16 protein-coding genes are annotated in these 14,996 nt (G+C 69.3%); 10 read left to right on the forward strand and 6 right to left on the reverse strand.

The genetic code is table 11. The features are described 5' to 3' along the window. Positions 1-1,043 (reverse strand): NAD-dependent epimerase/dehydratase family protein (locus tag A5706_RS29790; protein WP_068139531.1); only part of this gene is annotated, 1,043 nt, incomplete at its 3' end. A gap of 165 nt (positions 1,044-1,208) precedes the next feature. Between A5706_RS29790 and A5706_RS29795 the strand changes: the two genes are divergently transcribed. The 5 genes from A5706_RS29795 (at position 1,209) to A5706_RS29815 (ending at position 5,926) form a co-directional block, all read left to right on the forward strand. Beyond that, complete coding sequence (locus A5706_RS29795; protein ID WP_255406349.1) at positions 1,209-1,769, forward strand: TetR/AcrR family transcriptional regulator; 561 nt, start codon at positions 1,209-1,211, stop codon at positions 1,767-1,769. A gap of 109 nt (positions 1,770-1,878) precedes the next feature. After that, positions 1,879-2,676, forward strand: coding sequence for an IclR family transcriptional regulator (locus A5706_RS29800; RefSeq protein WP_068139535.1), 798 nt, complete (start codon positions 1,879-1,881; stop codon positions 2,674-2,676). A gap of 93 nt (positions 2,677-2,769) precedes the next feature. Then, a complete protein-coding gene (locus A5706_RS29805) occupies positions 2,770-3,858 on the forward strand; it encodes an LLM class flavin-dependent oxidoreductase (protein WP_197518029.1) in 1,089 nt (362 codons plus the stop codon). 8 nt (positions 3,859-3,866) lie between these two features. Further along, positions 3,867-4,628, forward strand: coding sequence for an SDR family NAD(P)-dependent oxidoreductase (locus A5706_RS29810; RefSeq protein WP_068139541.1), 762 nt, complete (start codon positions 3,867-3,869; stop codon positions 4,626-4,628). A 50-nt stretch (positions 4,629-4,678) separates the two neighbouring features. Then, entirely contained in the window at positions 4,679-5,926 is a 1,248-nt protein-coding gene (locus A5706_RS29815; RefSeq protein ID WP_068139559.1) for a bifunctional 3,4-dihydroxy-2-butanone-4-phosphate synthase/GTP cyclohydrolase II, read from the forward strand. A 3-nt stretch (positions 5,927-5,929) separates the two neighbouring features. On the opposite strand, the gene A5706_RS29820 is transcribed toward A5706_RS29815, so the two are convergent. The 4 genes from A5706_RS29820 to cofD are packed head-to-tail and all read right to left on the reverse strand — an operon-like array spanning position 5,930 to position 10,401. Next, a complete protein-coding gene (locus tag A5706_RS29820; protein WP_068139562.1) occupies positions 5,930-6,466 on the reverse strand; it encodes an NUDIX hydrolase in 537 nt (178 codons plus the stop codon). Continuing rightward, the gene (locus A5706_RS29825; RefSeq protein WP_068139544.1) at positions 6,463-8,037 is read right to left on the reverse strand and encodes a class I SAM-dependent methyltransferase; all 1,575 of its coding nucleotides are present in this window, start codon (positions 8,035-8,037) and stop codon (positions 6,463-6,465) included. Before A5706_RS29825 ends, A5706_RS29820 begins: the two co-directional genes overlap by 4 nt. A gap of 10 nt (positions 8,038-8,047) precedes the next feature. Next, complete coding sequence (locus A5706_RS29830) at positions 8,048-9,412, reverse strand: coenzyme F420-0:L-glutamate ligase (RefSeq protein ID WP_068139547.1); 1,365 nt, start codon at positions 9,410-9,412, stop codon at positions 8,048-8,050. Beyond that, positions 9,409-10,401 (reverse strand): 2-phospho-L-lactate transferase, encoded by a 993-nt coding sequence (cofD, locus tag A5706_RS29835; protein ID WP_068139550.1) that lies wholly within the window; start codon positions 10,399-10,401, stop codon positions 9,409-9,411. Before cofD ends, A5706_RS29830 begins: the two co-directional genes overlap by 4 nt. Before the next feature lie 320 nt (positions 10,402-10,721). On the opposite strand from cofD, the gene A5706_RS29840 reads away from it, so the two are divergent. Next, positions 10,722-11,060: a WhiB family transcriptional regulator gene (locus A5706_RS29840; protein WP_067161000.1), complete on the forward strand. Its 339-nt coding sequence runs from the start codon at positions 10,722-10,724 to the stop codon at positions 11,058-11,060. 13 nt (positions 11,061-11,073) lie between these two features. Here A5706_RS29840 and A5706_RS29845 read toward each other — a convergent pair whose 3' ends face one another. Then, entirely contained in the window at positions 11,074-11,496 is a 423-nt protein-coding gene (locus A5706_RS29845; protein ID WP_068100554.1) for a metallopeptidase family protein, read from the reverse strand. Positions 11,497-11,670: 174 nt separating this feature from the next. Between A5706_RS29845 and A5706_RS29850 the strand changes: the two genes are divergently transcribed. The 4 genes from A5706_RS29850 to A5706_RS29865 all read left to right on the forward strand — a co-directional run. Then, the gene (locus A5706_RS29850) at positions 11,671-12,120 is read left to right on the forward strand and encodes a DUF3499 domain-containing protein (RefSeq protein WP_193791409.1); all 450 of its coding nucleotides are present in this window, start codon (positions 11,671-11,673) and stop codon (positions 12,118-12,120) included. Positions 12,121-12,213: 93 nt separating this feature from the next. Then, on the forward strand, positions 12,214-13,599 hold the full coding sequence (locus A5706_RS29855) for a phosphomannomutase/phosphoglucomutase (RefSeq protein ID WP_068139554.1): 1,386 nt from the start codon (positions 12,214-12,216) through the stop codon (positions 13,597-13,599). Beyond that, on the forward strand, positions 13,596-14,711 hold the full coding sequence (locus A5706_RS29860; protein ID WP_068139557.1) for a TobH protein: 1,116 nt from the start codon (positions 13,596-13,598) through the stop codon (positions 14,709-14,711). The genes A5706_RS29855 and A5706_RS29860 overlap by 4 nt, the downstream gene beginning before the upstream one ends. An 8-nt stretch (positions 14,712-14,719) precedes the next feature. Beyond that, a partial coding sequence (locus A5706_RS29865; RefSeq protein ID WP_369831975.1) for a type I phosphomannose isomerase catalytic subunit occupies positions 14,720-14,996 on the forward strand: 277 nt, incomplete at its 3' end.

Raw genomic sequence — 14,996 nt, forward strand, 5'->3', positions numbered from 1 at the left:
GTTACGCCGAACTCGAGCATCAGCGGACGAAACCCTGGATCGTCGACCACTCCGCCTTCGACCGCACCTTCGGGCCCCTGCCCGTGACACGCCACGAGGAGGCCATCCGGCGAACCATCGAGTGGTATCGCGGCATCGCGCGGTGAACCGCCGAGCGTGCACCCAGCTTCACACTCGGGCCCGAAGGTGCGGTCGAAGGCGGAGTGGTCGACGATCCAGGGTTTCGTCCGCTGATGCTCGAGTTCGGCGTAACCACGCAGTCGTCGATCGAACAGAGCCATCAGACGGGTGGTCACAGCGGGCAGTCGGATGGGTCGGCGCGGTCGGCCGGCGACACTGCCGGCGAGCGCTATGAATGCCGAAACCGGCAGCGTCACATCGGCCGGCGTGTGCCAGACCTGGCCGTCGGCGCGGTCGTCGTCCCCCAACACGATCAGCGCTTTAGCGGTGTCGGTGGAGTAGGCGAACGTGTGCGGCAGGTCCAGCGGCGCGAACCAGATCGGGTTCCGGCCCCGCGACAGCGGCCCGATGATGAGTTCGTCGGGCAAGGACATCCGCGCGTCGGGACCGTAGTAGTCGCTGACCCGGCCGATCGTCACCCGCGCCCGGCCGTCGGCGTGTGCATCGAGCAGGGTGCGCCCCAACCGCGCGCGCAGCTTCTCCTTGGGGCCGACGGGTCGTTCCGGTGTCTGCTCATCGAAGCGACCGTCCACGGGCCCGTAGGCGTACAGGTTGTCGGTGAACACCAGCTTGGCGCCGGTGTCTTGGGCGGCGGCGACGGCGTTGTCGACCATGGCGGGAAACGTGCTGATCCAGTCGGGGTAAGCCACGTTGGCGGCCAGATGAATAACCGAGGCATCCCGGCAGGCGGCGATCGCCGCGGAACGGTTCAACAGATCGGCACGGTGATTCTCGACTCCCTCCGGGATGCCAGTCCCGGAGCGGGTTACGCCCCGCACGGGGCGGCCTTGTGCTGCGTACTGGCGTGCGATCTCGCCGCCGAGCCCGCTGCCGGCCCCGAACACCACTACCGTCCCGCTCATCGCGCCTCCAGACAGAGTTTGGGTAACAACAAATAACTTTAGTTACGACTCATTACTAAAGTATCGTATTATCACCGCGACGAAGAGAGACCCATGTCACAACCGCCAGGGAGCCGGCGAGAGCGTTACCGCCGGGAAGCGACGGACGAGATCAAACGGATCGCAATGCGTCAGCTTGCCGAGTCTGGGAGCATCGGAATTTCGATGAGCGCCATCGCCAAGCAGATGGGAATGACCGGGCCGGCGCTTTATCGATATTTCTCCAATCGGGATGCGCTGATAACCGCACTGATTCGCGACGGATACGCGGACCTGGCGCGCACCGCCGAAGGTGCGGCAGGGCGCGGTGCGGGCCAGCCGGCCGCCGACCGGCTCCAGGCGGTGGCCGGTGCGGTGCGCGGCTGGGCCAGGGAAGAGCCGCAGCGCTACCTGCTGCTGTTCGGCACGCCGATACCCGGTTATCGGGCGCCGTTGGACACCGTCGGGGAGGCGTTCCGCCCGCTCAACGTCCTCGCCGCGATCGCCGCCGAGCTCCTCGGTGAGGCGGCTCCGGACGATCGTGCCCTCCTGCTGGCGACGGTGGCATGGGCCCGCATCCATGGCGTCGTCAGCCTGGAACTGGTCGGTCAGTTCACCCACCTGGACATCGACCCGGCCCGGCTCGTCGCCGGCGAGATGAATCACCTTGTCGCACAGATTCGTTCGGGTTCGATCGACTGGCCCTAAGCACGGGGGCACCGCTCGATCCTTGACACCCGCGGCGGGCAGTGACTATGGTCACAAACCATCAGATGGTTTTAAAAACCACACAGCGGTCGTCGAACGGGAGGTATGCGTGCCTGACGAAGGCTCGGTGCGGGTGATTGAACGGGTCTGCCTGGTGCTTGACTGCTTCACCAAGCAGCGGCCGCGCCTGCAGATTGCCGACATCCGCGAACGCACCGGCCTTCCGGCGACAACGACGGCTCGGATCGTGAAAAACCTTGTCTCGCAGCGCTTGCTCGAGCGCGATGGCAACGAATACCGGCTCGGACTGCGGGTGCTCGTGTGGGCCGCCCCCGCCGAGGCCGCCTCGGAACTCATCGTCGCCGCCGCCCCGGTCATCGAGCACATCCGCGATCTGACCGGCGAGACGACCGGGATCTATGTGCGTCAGGGGGCGGTGCGCGTCGGTGTCGCCGTCGCACTGTCGGAACAATCGATCATCTACAACGGCTACGTCGGCCAGGTGATGCCCCTACACGCCGGCGCGGCGGGAAAGACGTTCATGGCATTCGAGCGCGAAGCGTTGAACGCGGCCCTGAGCGCCGGGTTGACGCGGTACACCGAGGCGACGACAACCGACGCCGACGCGCTGAAGCGCGAGCTCGAGGTGGTTCGCCGAGAGGGCTATTCGTACACCGCCGAGGAGCGCGAGCCAGGGCTGAGCTCCATCGCGGCACCCATTTTCGATTCCGCCGGCGACATCGCCGCGGCAATCGCGGTGGGGGGGCCGGCATTTCGCCTCACGTCGGCGGCCGCCGCCACGTTCGGCCCGGTGATCACCACCGCCGGCATCTCCATATCTCAGCGCCTGGGGTACGTCGGCCACCTCGGCGACCAGCACGTGCAACCTGGACAAGTCACTACCTAAGCGTCGAAAACGTAAGCCGCAGAGCATAAGAGGAGATTCGCCATGTCCGACCTCGCTGTCCCCGACGTCGCCGAAGCGAGGTCGCACCTTCCCTTGTACGACGGCAGCAACAAGCTAAAATTGGGGACATTCGCCACCAACGTGAGCTCCGGTGTGAGCCTGAGCCAGGCGCCCACGTCCTTCGAACTGAGTTGGGACCACACGGTCGGCCTTGCGCAGCGGTGCGATGCCATGGGTTTCGACATGCTCATTCCGCTCGGACGCTGGCGCGGCTTCGGTGGTCCGACCAACTTCAACGGTGCAAGCTTCGAGACCTACACGTGGGCGGCAGGCCTTGCCCAAGCCACCGAACGCATCATGGTTTTTGCCACGTCGCACGTCCCCGTCGTCCATCCGATCGTCGCCGCCAAACAAGCCGCGACCATCGACCACATCTCCAACGGACGCTTCGGCCTGAACCTCGTCATGGGCTGGTTCAAGCCCGAAATGGAGATGTTCGGCTCGACGCTGCGTGAGCACGACGAGCGCTACAAGGTGGGCGAGGAGTGGCTGGAGATCGTCAAACGGCTTTGGACCCAAGAGGAACCGTTCTCCTATGCGGGTGACTTCTACACCGTCAACGATGCGCAATCCTGGCCCAAGCCCGTGCAGAAGCCCCATCCGGTGATCATGAACGCCGGCGCATCGCCGGCCGGCAGCGACTTCGCCGCACGCAACGCCGACATCAGCTTCATTGCCGTCGACGACCCGGAAGGTGCGGCCGCCACGGTGAGCGGCTTCAAGAACAGCGCTTACCGGAAGTATGGCCGGCACCCGTTGGTCTTCTCCGGCGCCTACGTCGTGTGCCGGGACTCCGAAAAGGAGGCCAAGCAGGCGCTGCAATCGATTCTCGACAACGGCGACCGCGACGCCGCGCAAAACTTGATGCAGACTCTCGGCATCCAGAGCGGCTCGTTCGATCACCTGATCGCCAAGGCGGCGGTGGATCGTTTCATCACCGGCTATGGCGGAGCGCCCTTCGTTGGAACACCGGAGCAAATCGTGGACCGCTTCATCGAGATCGAGAAAGCGGGAATTGCGGGAATGACGTTGGGATTCCTCGATTATGCCGAGGAACTCGCCCACTTCGACGACACCGTCATGCCGCTGCTTCAGCAAGCGGGATTGCGCGCTGAGCGGTGAGCAATGTCATGGGACGACTCGACAACAAGTACGCGGTGATCACCGGCGCCACCGGGGGAGTCGGCCGCGCGGCGTGCCGCATGTTCTGCGGTGAAGGAGCATCGGTGGTCGGCGTCGACATCCGCACCGACGCCGGCGAGGAACTCGAACGAGAACTGCGCGGCGACGGATACGACTTCCAGTTCCGCACCGTAGACGTGTCATCAGAAGACGAAGTCAATCGTCTTGCCGTGACGGTCGCCGATGGCCGCAGCGTCGACATCGTCTACAACAACGCCGGCGTCATCCTCGGAAAGAACATACTGCAGTCCTCCGTCGCGGACTGGGATCGACTTCACGACGTCAACTCCAAGTCCGTGTTCCTCATGATCCGGGCGTTTGCACCCCAGATGACCAATCCCGGAGGCGCGATCGTGAACACGTCGTCGGCCGGGGGAGCCGTTGCGATACCCAACATGTCGATCTACGGAGCCGCCAAAGCCGGCGTCGTGATGCTGTCCCGTGTCGCTGCCGTCGACCTTGCTCCCGGCATCCGGGTCAACGCCCTCGTTCCCGGCCTCATTGATACGCCGATGCCGCGAAGCTTCGTCGCCTCGCTTCCCGAGGACCAGCAAGACGCCGTCCTGGAAGGAATGAAGGCCCAGCACCTGACCGGTCGCCTGGGCCGCCCCGAGGAGGTCGCCGCCGCCGCACTGTTCCTCGCCAGCGACGAAGCCTCCTTCGTCACCGGAACCGCGATGTTCGTCGACGGCGGGGCAACAGCGATGTGACCTTCGACGTGCGAGTTCGGGAGCGCGCGCAACAGGCAAGGAGCGACGTCATGAGTAGGGCCTCGCAATCCGTCCACCGGGCGGTGGCCGCCCTGGCACGAGGGCGGATCATCGTGGTGGCCGACGACCTCGATCGAGAAAACGAGGGCGACCTCGTCTGTGCGGCGGAGGCGGTCGGCGCCGAACAGATGGCCTTCCTTATCCGGCACACCACCGGCATCGTCTGCGCGCCGATGCCCGCCGAGCGTGCCGAGGCATTGCGGTTGCCCTTGATGGTCGACGACAACCGCGACCCGCACGGCACCGCCTTCACGGTCACCGTGGACCACATGTCGACCGGAACCGGGGTCTGCGCCGGCGACCGCGCCCGGACCGTGCGTTCCCTGGCCGACCCGTCGACGGTCAGCACCGACCTCAGGCGGCCCGGTCACGTCTTCCCGTTGCGTGCGCGGCCCGGCGGGGTCCTAGTGCGCGCGGGGCACACCGAAGCCGCCGTGGACTTGGCGAAAATGGCCGGATTCTCCGGTGTCGGGGTGATCGGAGAATTGATCGACGACGACGGGTCGATGCGGCGCGGCGAGTCGCTGCGCAATTTCGTCGCCGCACATGATCTTCCGCTGCTGACGATCGCCGACCTGATTCGCCACCGGCTGCGAACCGAACGACTCGTCGAGTTGATCGGCGAGTCACGGATGCCGACCGAGTTCGGCGACTTCCGCGCGCTGGCCTATCGGAACGTCCTCGACGGCACGGAGCACCTCGCCCTGGTGATGGGCGACGTCGCCGACGCCGGTCAATCCGGGGAAGGAATCCTGGTGCGGGTGCACTCGGAGTGCCTGACGGGCGACATCGTCGGATCGCTGCGCTGTGACTGCGGCGCGCAACTCGAGAAGTCCCTCCACGCGATCGCCGCCGAAGGCGTCGGTGCGCTGGTCTACTTACGCGGACACGAGGGCCGCGGGATCGGCCTCGGACACAAAATGCGGGCGTACGCGCTGCAAGAAGAAGGTCTCGACACGGTGGACGCCAACCTCGCCCAGGGCCTTCCGGTCGATTCCCGCAGTTACGGCGTCGGCGCACAGATACTGACCGACCTCGGCATTTCTCGACTGCGCCTGATCACCAACAACCCGGCCAAGTACGGCGGTATAGACGGATACGGGCTGCACATCACCGCTCGGGTGGCCCTGCCCGCGGCCGAAACCCCGCACAACGTGCGATACCTGCGCACCAAAAGAGAGCGCATGCTGCACGACATCCCGGTCGCACCCCGCTCCGAATTGGCGCGCGACGGATAACGGTCAAACGCGCGTGGCGCGGGCGACCAAATACGCCAGGGCGTGATCGGTACTGTCCGGCAGGGCGTGGGCGGGCCACCACCGCAAATCGTCGGACTCGTCGCTGATGGCGATCTGCGCGCCCGCCGGCGCGTGGGCGACGAATTGCAGGTCCAGGTGCCGCGTCGGCACGCCCAGCGAGCAGGTGACCGGGTGCACGTGCACAGCGGCCAGTTCGCGCTCGATGCGCAGGCCGTCGATCCCGGATTCCTCCGTGGCCTCGCGCAGCGCGGCGGCGACGACGTCGGGGTCGTCCTCGTCGCAGTGCCCGCCCAGTTGTACCCAGCGGCCCAACCGCGGGTGCAGGGTCAGCAGCACCTGCGCGCCGGTGTGGTCGAGCACCAGCGCCGACGCGGTGACGTGGCCCGCCGCGCACTCCCGGCGGCAGGCGTCGGGGCGGCCGTGCACGAAGGCCAGCACCGCGTGCCGCAACGAGTCCTGCGCCGCGTCGGGGGCGCGCCAGTCGCTGAGGATCGAGATCGCCGACTCCCGGACGCTCATCGAGAACCCCGCCGTTTGCGGCGGTCCCGCAGCGAGGCCCAGGCCGCGCGGCATTGCGTCACGACGTCGGCGGACAGGCCGAGCCCGTCGATCAGGACGCGGCGGTCGACGAGGTCGAGCGCCTTGTCGACCTCGCCCGCCTTCAACAACAGGTCGACGTCGCAGGCGAGGTCGACTCCGGCATACGCGGGTGGGGGAACGGGCAGCTGCTCGGCTTCCCTGGGTTCCAGCTCCAAGATGCCCCCACCGTAGCTGCGGCCCACGATCTCGGCGAACGCGAACGTCACGCTGTTGTGAAACACCGCGGCGAGCGAGCGCGCGTCGACACCGGGCGCGAGCCGGACCCGATGCACGGTGTCGGTGCTCGTCGCCGCGGCGGTGTTGACGGTCAGCCGCGGCGCCCGGTGAATCTGTCGCAGCAGGAACAGGTCGGGCATCCACAGCGACGGGGTGATCCACCACGGGGTGCGGATCGAGCACTTGTAGCCGCGGTGCACGCCCGCGGCCTCGCCGGCCCGCACGTGCGCGAGCAGGGCGGCGTCGGCCGGCTCGGGCGGCGCGTCGAGCAGCCAGGTCCGGTGTCCGGCGGCGAGATCGCTTGCGCGGCAGTCACTGTCGTATACCAGCCCGGTCAACTGCGCGCTGCGCGAGACGAGCGGGACGCACTGCGGCGTCAGCGCCAGTTCGCGGGCCCGCTCGTCGGTGAAGGTGAAGAAGCTGTTGCGGCCCGTCACGATCCCGACGTCCACCTCGGCGAGCGACCCGAGCCGGGTCATGGCCGGCGACGCCTTGAGCGCGCGCAGCAGCTCGATCGCGGCGGGGTCCAGGAAGTACTTGGTCCACTTCTCGTTTTCGTGCAGCAGCGCGGGCGCCCAGTCGGTTTCGAGATCGGCGTGGGCCAGCGCGGCGGCGTCGGCGAGGTGGACCGTACGCATGCGCGCCGGGCCCGGCCCGGCCACGCCGCAGAACAAGACGACCTCCTGCAGGACGCCGTCGAACACCAACCGCTCGAACGTCACCACCGTGATCTCGGAAAACCGGCCGAGCAGAAACTCACGCAGCTGCGCGGCGTAGCCGACCTGCAGCAGCTCGGCGGGCAGCACCAGGCCCACCCGCCCGCCGTCGCGCACCAGGACTGTGGCGGCAACGACAAACGGGACCCAGGCGTTGGTCAGCCGGCTGGGGCGCAGTCCCTCGCGGCGCATCAGCTCCAGCGCCGGGTCCCGCTCGTCGGATGCCCAGTTGCCGAAGCGGATGTACGGCGGATTGCCGGCGACGCCGTCCCACCCGCCGGCCTCAACGCTGGCCAGCCAGGTGAACAGGCTCTCGGCGTCGACGGGCGCGAATCGCCGGGCCTTGGCCGCCTCGTCGGCGATGAGCTCCACCCCGCGCACCCGACCGCCGAGGCCGGCCAGCTCGCGCAGGATCGAGCCGTCGCCGCAGGACGGTTCGACGATCCGCGGGCCGGCCTCGCGGACCCAGCGGGCCAGGAACCGCGCGACGGGGGCGGGGGTGTAGTAGCCGCCGCGGACCTTGTCGGCCGACGCGGCCGGCTTGCCCGCGAAATGCATGGGCCCAGTATTACTTGCGCAGCAGCAAATCCCCGGGGTCCGGCGCGGCGCGCGGCGCGGGCGGCACCCCGGCGGCGTCGGAGGCGTAGCCGATCGCGACGGCGCCCAAGGGCTCCCAGTCGGCGGGCAGCCCGAGCTCGGTGCGGACCAGGTCGGCGGCGAAGATCGTCGAGCCGATCCAGCAGCTGCCCACGCCCCGCACCGCCAGCGCGACCAGCAGCGCCTGCACGGCCGCCCCGACCGCGACGGTGAACATGGTGTGCTCGGCCGCGGTGCGGGCGGAGTCGGGATAGTCGTGGGCGCCCTCGGGGACCAGAAACGGGATGACGACCTCCGGCGCGTCATAGAGGATCTGGCCGCGCGCGACCCGCCGCTCGACCGAGTCGGCGGGCCGGCCGTCGCCGGCGAGGTCCGCGCGCCACTTGTCCTTCATGCGGTCCAGCAGCCGGGTCCGGGTGCCCGGGGTGCGCAGCCACACGAACCGGACGGGCCGGGTGTGGTGGGGGGCCGGCGCGGTGAGCGCCTCGGCGACGGCGGCCTCGATCAGCTCGGGCGGCACCGGCTCGGCGCTGAACCGGCGCACCGACCGGCGCAGCAGTTGCGCCTCCCGGCGGCCCTGGTCGAGCGCTTCGGCGGTGCCGAGCCAGAACAGGTCCTCCTCGCCGGGCCGCAGCAGCTGCCGCGCGGTGGAGCCATCGTCGGTCACCGGCAGGCCGCGCACCACGGCCACCGGCATCGCGGTGAGCTTGCCCTTGACCAGATCGGCGGCGGCCGCGACCTCGTCGGCGATGGCGATCTCGGTGACGAGCAGCTCGTTGCCGTGCCGGTCGACGGCCCCCGAATAGCTGTGCAGCACACGAAGACCCGCCGCGCCGATCGCCGCATCGGTCTGACCGTTGCGCCAGGCCCGGCCCATCGTGTCGGTGATGACCACGGCCACGCCGACGCCGAGCCGCTCGCGCAGGGCGGCGCGCAGCGCCGCGGCGCTGGCATCCGGGTCGACCGGCAGCAGCGCCAGCTCGTCGTGGTCGACGTTGGAGCCGTCCACCCCGGCGGCCGCCTGGACGAGGCCGAGCCGGTTCTCGGTGATCAGCGTCTGGCCCTTGCGCGCGAGCACGCGCACCGCCTCGTCGTCGACGAGCTTGCGGCGCAGCCGGTCGCGCTCCGCGGCGTCCCGTGGGGCCGGCACCAGGCGGCCCTCGCACTTGGACACCACCTTGCTAGTCACCACCACGACGTCGCCGTCGCGCAGCCAGGGCGCGGCCGCGGCGACGGCGGCGGCGAGGTCGTCGCCGGGCCGGAACTCGGGGAGCCCGGTGACGGGAACGATCTCGATCGCCGAGCCGGTGCCATGCTCGGTGGCGGAGTCGGTCACGCCGTCACGCCCGCGAGCTCCAGCCCGGCGGCGACCATCTCGGCCGTCGCCTTGGGGTCGCGCATGATGAGCGGCACCGCGCGGACCGCCACGCCGGAGATGTCGGCCTCGTCGCCTTTATGGATCAGCCAGCAATCCAGGATCCCGGTGGCCCGTCGCGCCCCGTAATGCCGGCCGACCGCCTCCGCGGTGGACTCGACCCCGATCACCGAGAGACACGCATCGGCCATGCCGCGCAACGGCTTTCCGCCGATGATCGGGGAGTAACCGACGACCGGGGCCTTGGCCGCGCGCAGCGCCGCGCGAATGCCGGGGACCGCCAGGATGGCGCCGACGCTCACCACCGGGTTGGACGGCGCCAGCAGGATCACGTCGGCTTCGCCGATCGCCGCCACCGCTTCGGCTGTGGCGCTGGCCTTTTCGGCGCCGACGAACGCGAAGCTGTGCGTGGGCACCTGGGCCCGGTAGCGCACCCACCACTCCTGGAAGTGAATGGCGCGGCGGCTGTCGTCGGCGGGATCGGTGATCACCACGTGGGTCTCGCAGCGGTCGTCGCTGGCCGGCAGCAACCGCGCACCCGGTTGCCAGCGGTCGCACAGCGCGGTGGTGATCTGCGACAGCGGGTAGCCCGCGTTCAGCATCTGGGTGCGCACCAGGTGGGTGCCCAGGTCGCGGTCGCCGAGTCCGAACCAGTCCGGCTGCACGCCGTAGCGCGCCAATTCCTCTTTGGCGTGCCAGGTTTCGTCGCGATGACCCCACCCTCGCTCCGGGTCGACACCTCCACCTAAGGTGTACATGCAGGTGTCCAAATCCGGACAGACGCGCACCCCGTGGATCCACGCATCGTCGCCGATGTTGACGACCGCGGTCAGTTCGTGTTCGCCGGCGTCTTGGCCCTGTTGCGAAAACTGACCCAGCCCGAGCAGCTGTTGAACACCCAGCAGGAACCGGGCGCCGCCAACCCCACCGACCAGAACGGTGACCTTCACTTGACCTTCACAGGGCTCGACAGTACTGCCCGTGTCGGGACTGTGATCGACACGCCGGAACGCGCAAAACAACGGAAACGCCGGAATTTGGTCACGAGATGATATGGAAATTCGCCATTACGCTTGACCGGGCAGGTTAACGAGTGTCTAATCACATCAGTGTCATTTCCCGGTTGGCCGGCCGATTCCGGTGTCGCAGACCGAGATTCGATCACATGTTCGAATTGTCTGTACATCAGAACAGTGGGAACTCACTCACTCTCTCAAATCAAACCTGAGGAGGCGGACGAAGCATGTCTTATGAGCACCTTCGGGGCGTCATGGCAAGCACACCGCACAGCACCATCGGCTCGTTGCCGGCGGCACCCGTCCGCCCGCATCTGACTGTGGTTCCCGATGCCCCAGTCGCTTTCGAGCCCGAGCCCGAGCCGCTGCCGACGCCGGATCAGTGGCAGGACCGCGCGCTGTGCGCGCAGACCGATCCCGAGGCGTTCTTCCCGGAGAAGGGCGGCTCGACCCGCGAGGCCAAGAAGATCTGCCTCGGCTGCGAGGTGCGCCACGAGTGCCTCGAGTACGCCCTGGCCCATGACGAGCGTTTCGGCATCTGGGGCGGTCTCTCGGAGCGCGAGCGTCGCCGCCTCAAGCGCGGCATCATCTGACGCCCTCGCAACCTCATTCGTCGTCGATCGTGGGGTCGATGACCGACGGCTCGACGTCCAAGTAGATGGCGACCTGGGCCACCAGGATTTCGTGCAGCAACTCGCCAAGTTCTTCGGTGTCCTTGGCCCGTCTCTCAATCGGCTTGCGGAACAAGACAATTCGTGCCCGCGTGGAGTTGCCGCGGACGTCGACGCCGGCCGGAATCAGGCGGGCGAGCGCGATCGGCCCGTCGGCGATCACCTCGGGCGGCCACTGCACGCTGTCGGGGTCCTTGGCGGCGATGCGCGGGATTTCGTCGACCGCCACGTCGAGCTCCGACACCCGCTCTTGCCAGCGCCGCTCGATCGGTTCGTAGGCCTCCAGCACCGCCATGTCGAACCGCTCGGCCCGGCTGCGCCACCCCGGCACCGTCGGCGGCAGCAACGGGCCGCGCATGTCGCGGCCCCGGCGCGTCGCACGGTAGGAAGCCGAACGACGCCGCGACCGATCGCTTTGCGGGGAGCCGCGGGAATCACTCATCGGGCCGATGGTAACGGTTGGGAATCGCGGGTCCGACGCATGCGCGTGTCCGGCGCTTCCGTGGCGTTTGCGCACGATAGCCTTTCGGTCGTGAACGTTCCCCGTCGCTGTTGCCGGCCCGGGTGTCCGCACTATGCCGTGGCGACCTTGACGTTCGTCTACTCGGACTCGACGGCAGTGGTGGGCCCGTTGGCCACCGCGCGGGAACCCCACTCCTGGGACCTGTGCGTCGGCCATGCCGGCCGGATCACCGCGCCCCGCGGCTGGGAGCTGGTGCGCCATGCCGGACCGCTGCTTGCCGAGCCCGTCCATCCCGACGAGGACGACCTGGTCGCCCTGGCCGACGCGGTGCGCGAGGGCCGCCCGGGCGACGCGGCCGTGCCCTACGGGGCCACGCCGGTCAACGGGTTTGCCGATCCCCACATCCAGCACGCCGGGGCCCATGCCACCGCGCCGAGCAGCGGCCTGCTCGCGCCACCCGAGCATCGTTCCGGTCGGCGCCGCGGGCATCTGCGGGTGTTGCCCGACCCCTCCGACTAGGGGGGCTAGCCGCGGCTAACGCACCCGGTGTTTTTCTCGGGCCGATAGGCTTGCGGCCAAGTGGCCTCATAGTCGGCAGCGTCAGGAGTTCGCATGTCCCGGTCCGCCGCGACCGTTCACCGTGTCGTCAAGGCGTACGACGTGCGCGGGCTGGTCGGCGAGGAGCTCGACGAGTCGCTCGTCACCGACCTGGGTGCGGCGTTCGCCAGGCTGATGCGCGGCGAGGGTGCGGGACGGGTGGCGATCGGCCACGACATGCGGGACAGTTCGCCGGCGCTGGCCGCCGCGTTCGCGAGCGGGGTGCGCAGCCAGGGATTGGACGTGGTGCGGATCGGCCTGGCGTCCACCGACCAGCTCTATTTCGCCTCGGGGCTGCTCGACTGCCCGGGCGCGATGTTCACTGCGAGCCACAACCCGGCGGCCTATAACGGCGTCAAGCTGTGCCGGGCCGGCGCCAAACCGGTGGGCGCCGAGACCGGGCTGGCCGTCATCAGCGACGAACTGATCGCCGGCGTCCCGGCGTACGACGGGCGAGCCGGCAGCGCCACCGATCAGGACGTGCTCGCCGACTACGGGACTTTCCTGCGTTCGCTGGTGAACACCTCCGGGCTGCGCCCGCTGCGGGTGGCCGTGGACGCCGGCAACGGCATGGCCGGCCACACCGCCCCGGCGGTGCTCGGCCCGATCGACTCGATCACCTTGTTGCCGTTGTACTTCGAACTCGACGGCTCGTTCCCCAATCACGAGGCCAACCCGCTGGACCCCGCCAACCTGGTGGACCTGCAAAAGTTCGTGCGCGACAGCGGGGCCGATATCGGGCTCGCCTTCGACGGCGACGCCGACCGGTGCTTCGTGGTCGACGAACGCGGCCACGTGGTCGCGCCGTCGACGGTGACCAGCCTGGTGGCCGCTCGCGAGCTGGGCCGTGAGATCGGCGCCACGATCATCCACAACGTGATCACTTCGCGCGCGGTGCCCGAGCTGGTAACCGAACGCGGCGGCACACCGCTGCGCTCACGCGTCGGCCACTCCTATATCAAGGCGCTGATGGCCGACACCGGCGCGATCTTCGGCGGTGAGCACTCCGCGCACTACTACTTCCGCGACTTCTGGGGCGCCGACTCCGGCATGTTGGCGGCGCTCTACGTGCTGGCCGCCCTCGGCGAACAGGACCGGCCGCTCTCGGAGCTGACCGCCGACTACCAGCGCTACGAATCGTCCGGCGAGATCAACTTCAAGGTCGCCGACGCGTCGTATTGTGTGGACGCGGTGCTGAAGTCGTTCGGCACCCGGATTCAGTCCATCGATCATCTGGACGGGGTGACGGTCGATTTGGGCGACGGCAGCTGGTTCAACCTGCGCAGCTCCAACACCGAGCCGCTGCTGCGGCTCAACGTGGAGGGCCGCACCGCCGACGACGTCGACGCGCTGGTCGCCGCGATCAGCGCCCAGATCGCGGCCCAAGAGGCCGCCCCGTGAGCACCACCCGGGCGATCGACCTGGAGGACACCGACGGCCTGCTCGAAGCCGACCGGCAGGGCCTGCTGCGCGCGGCGTCGTCGGCCGGCGCGCAGGTGCGCGCGATCGGCGCCGCGGCCGACGAGGGCGCGCTGGACGCGCTGCGGACCGACGACCGCGCGCGCAGCGTGATCTGGGTGGCCGGCCGCGGGACCGCCGAGACCGCCGGAACCCTGCTGGTCGCGACGCTGGGCGCGGCGGCCTCCCAGCCGATCACGGTCGTCGGCGAGGCGCCGCCTTGGGTCGGCCCGCTGGACGTGCTGATCGTCGCCGGCGACGACCCCGGCGATCCGGCGCTGGTGAGCGCCGCCGCGACCGGGGTGCGCCGCGGCGCGCGGGTCGTCGTCGCGGCGCCGTACGAGGGCCCGCTGCGCGACTCGACGGCGGGGCGGGTCGCGGTGCTGGAGCCGCGGGTCCGGGTACCCGCCGAGTTCGGCCTGTGCCGATACCTGGCCGCCGGCCTGGCCGTGCTGCAAGCCGTCGACCCGCGACCGGGTGTCGAGCTGGGGCCGCTGGCCGACGAGTTGGACGCCGAGGCGCTGCGCAACAGCGCCGGCCGCGAGCTGTTCACCAACCCGGCCAAGCACATCGCCGAGCGGCTGGCCGGTCGCCGGGCGGTGCTGGCCGGCGACTGCGCCGCGACGCTGGCGCTGGCCCGGCACGGCAGTTCGGTGCTGCTTCGGCTCGCCCACGAGGTGGTCGCGGCGACCGGCCTGGCCGACGCGGTGGTGGCGTTGCGGACGGCGACCGATGGCCTCGCGGGCTCCGGGGGAGCCGCGTCCTCGGTCGAGGATCTGTTCCACGACGACGAGATCGACGGGCCCCGGCCCGACCGGCTTCGGGTACTGGCCCTGACGCTGCGCGACGAGCAGACGGTGGTGGCCGCCCGGACCGCCGGCCTGGAAAACGTGTACTTATTGGCCGCCGAGGACGTGCCGGACGGGCCCGGCGGCTCGGCCGGCTCCACGGTTGCGCCGGCGTTGGGGGGTGCCGTCAGCGCCGAGCAGCAACTGGCAGTATTGGCCGTTCGGCTGGAGATGGCCGCGGTTTACATGCGACTGGTGCGGGGATAAATAGACAAGTGGAACTGCTTCGCGGGGCCTTGAGGACGTACGCCTGGGGATCGCGCACCGCCCTGGCGGAATTCACCGGGCGGGCGGTTCCGGCGGCTCATCCGGAGGCCGAGCTGTGGTTCGGGGCACATCCCGGCGACCCGGCCTGGCTGGAGACCGACAAGGGCGAGGTGTCATTGCTGGAGGCCGTCGTCGCCGACCCGGAGGGACAGCTCGGCCCGGGGTCGCGCGCCCGCTTCGGGGACGTCCTGCCGTTCCTGGTCAAGGTGCTCGCCGCCGACGAGC

Source organism: Mycobacterium sp. E796 (genome assembly GCF_001672815.1).
Lineage (GTDB): Bacteria > Actinomycetota > Actinomycetes > Mycobacteriales > Mycobacteriaceae > Mycobacterium.

What these genes read in the sequence shown, in the direction of transcription:
- A5706_RS29795 (WP_255406349.1), top strand. Translation starts at nt 1,209, where the DNA reads ATGCGTCAGCTTGCCGAGTCTGGGAGCATCGGAATTTCGATGAGCGCC.
- A5706_RS29810 (WP_068139541.1), top strand. Translation starts at nt 3,867, where the DNA reads ATGGGACGACTCGACAACAAGTACGCGGTGATCACCGGCGCCACCGGG.
- A5706_RS29815 (WP_068139559.1), top strand. Translation starts at nt 4,679, where the DNA reads ATGAGTAGGGCCTCGCAATCCGTCCACCGGGCGGTGGCCGCCCTGGCA.
- A5706_RS29820 (WP_068139562.1), bottom strand. Translation starts at nt 6,466, where the DNA reads ATGAGCGTCCGGGAGTCGGCGATCTCGATCCTCAGCGACTGGCGCGCC.
- A5706_RS29825 (WP_068139544.1), bottom strand. Translation starts at nt 8,037, where the DNA reads ATGCATTTCGCGGGCAAGCCGGCCGCGTCGGCCGACAAGGTCCGCGGC.
- A5706_RS29840 (WP_067161000.1), top strand. Translation starts at nt 10,722, where the DNA reads ATGGCAAGCACACCGCACAGCACCATCGGCTCGTTGCCGGCGGCACCC.
- A5706_RS29845 (WP_068100554.1), bottom strand. Translation starts at nt 11,496, where the DNA reads ATGCGCGGCCCGTTGCTGCCGCCGACGGTGCCGGGGTGGCGCAGCCGG.
- A5706_RS29855 (WP_068139554.1), top strand. Translation starts at nt 12,214, where the DNA reads ATGTCCCGGTCCGCCGCGACCGTTCACCGTGTCGTCAAGGCGTACGAC.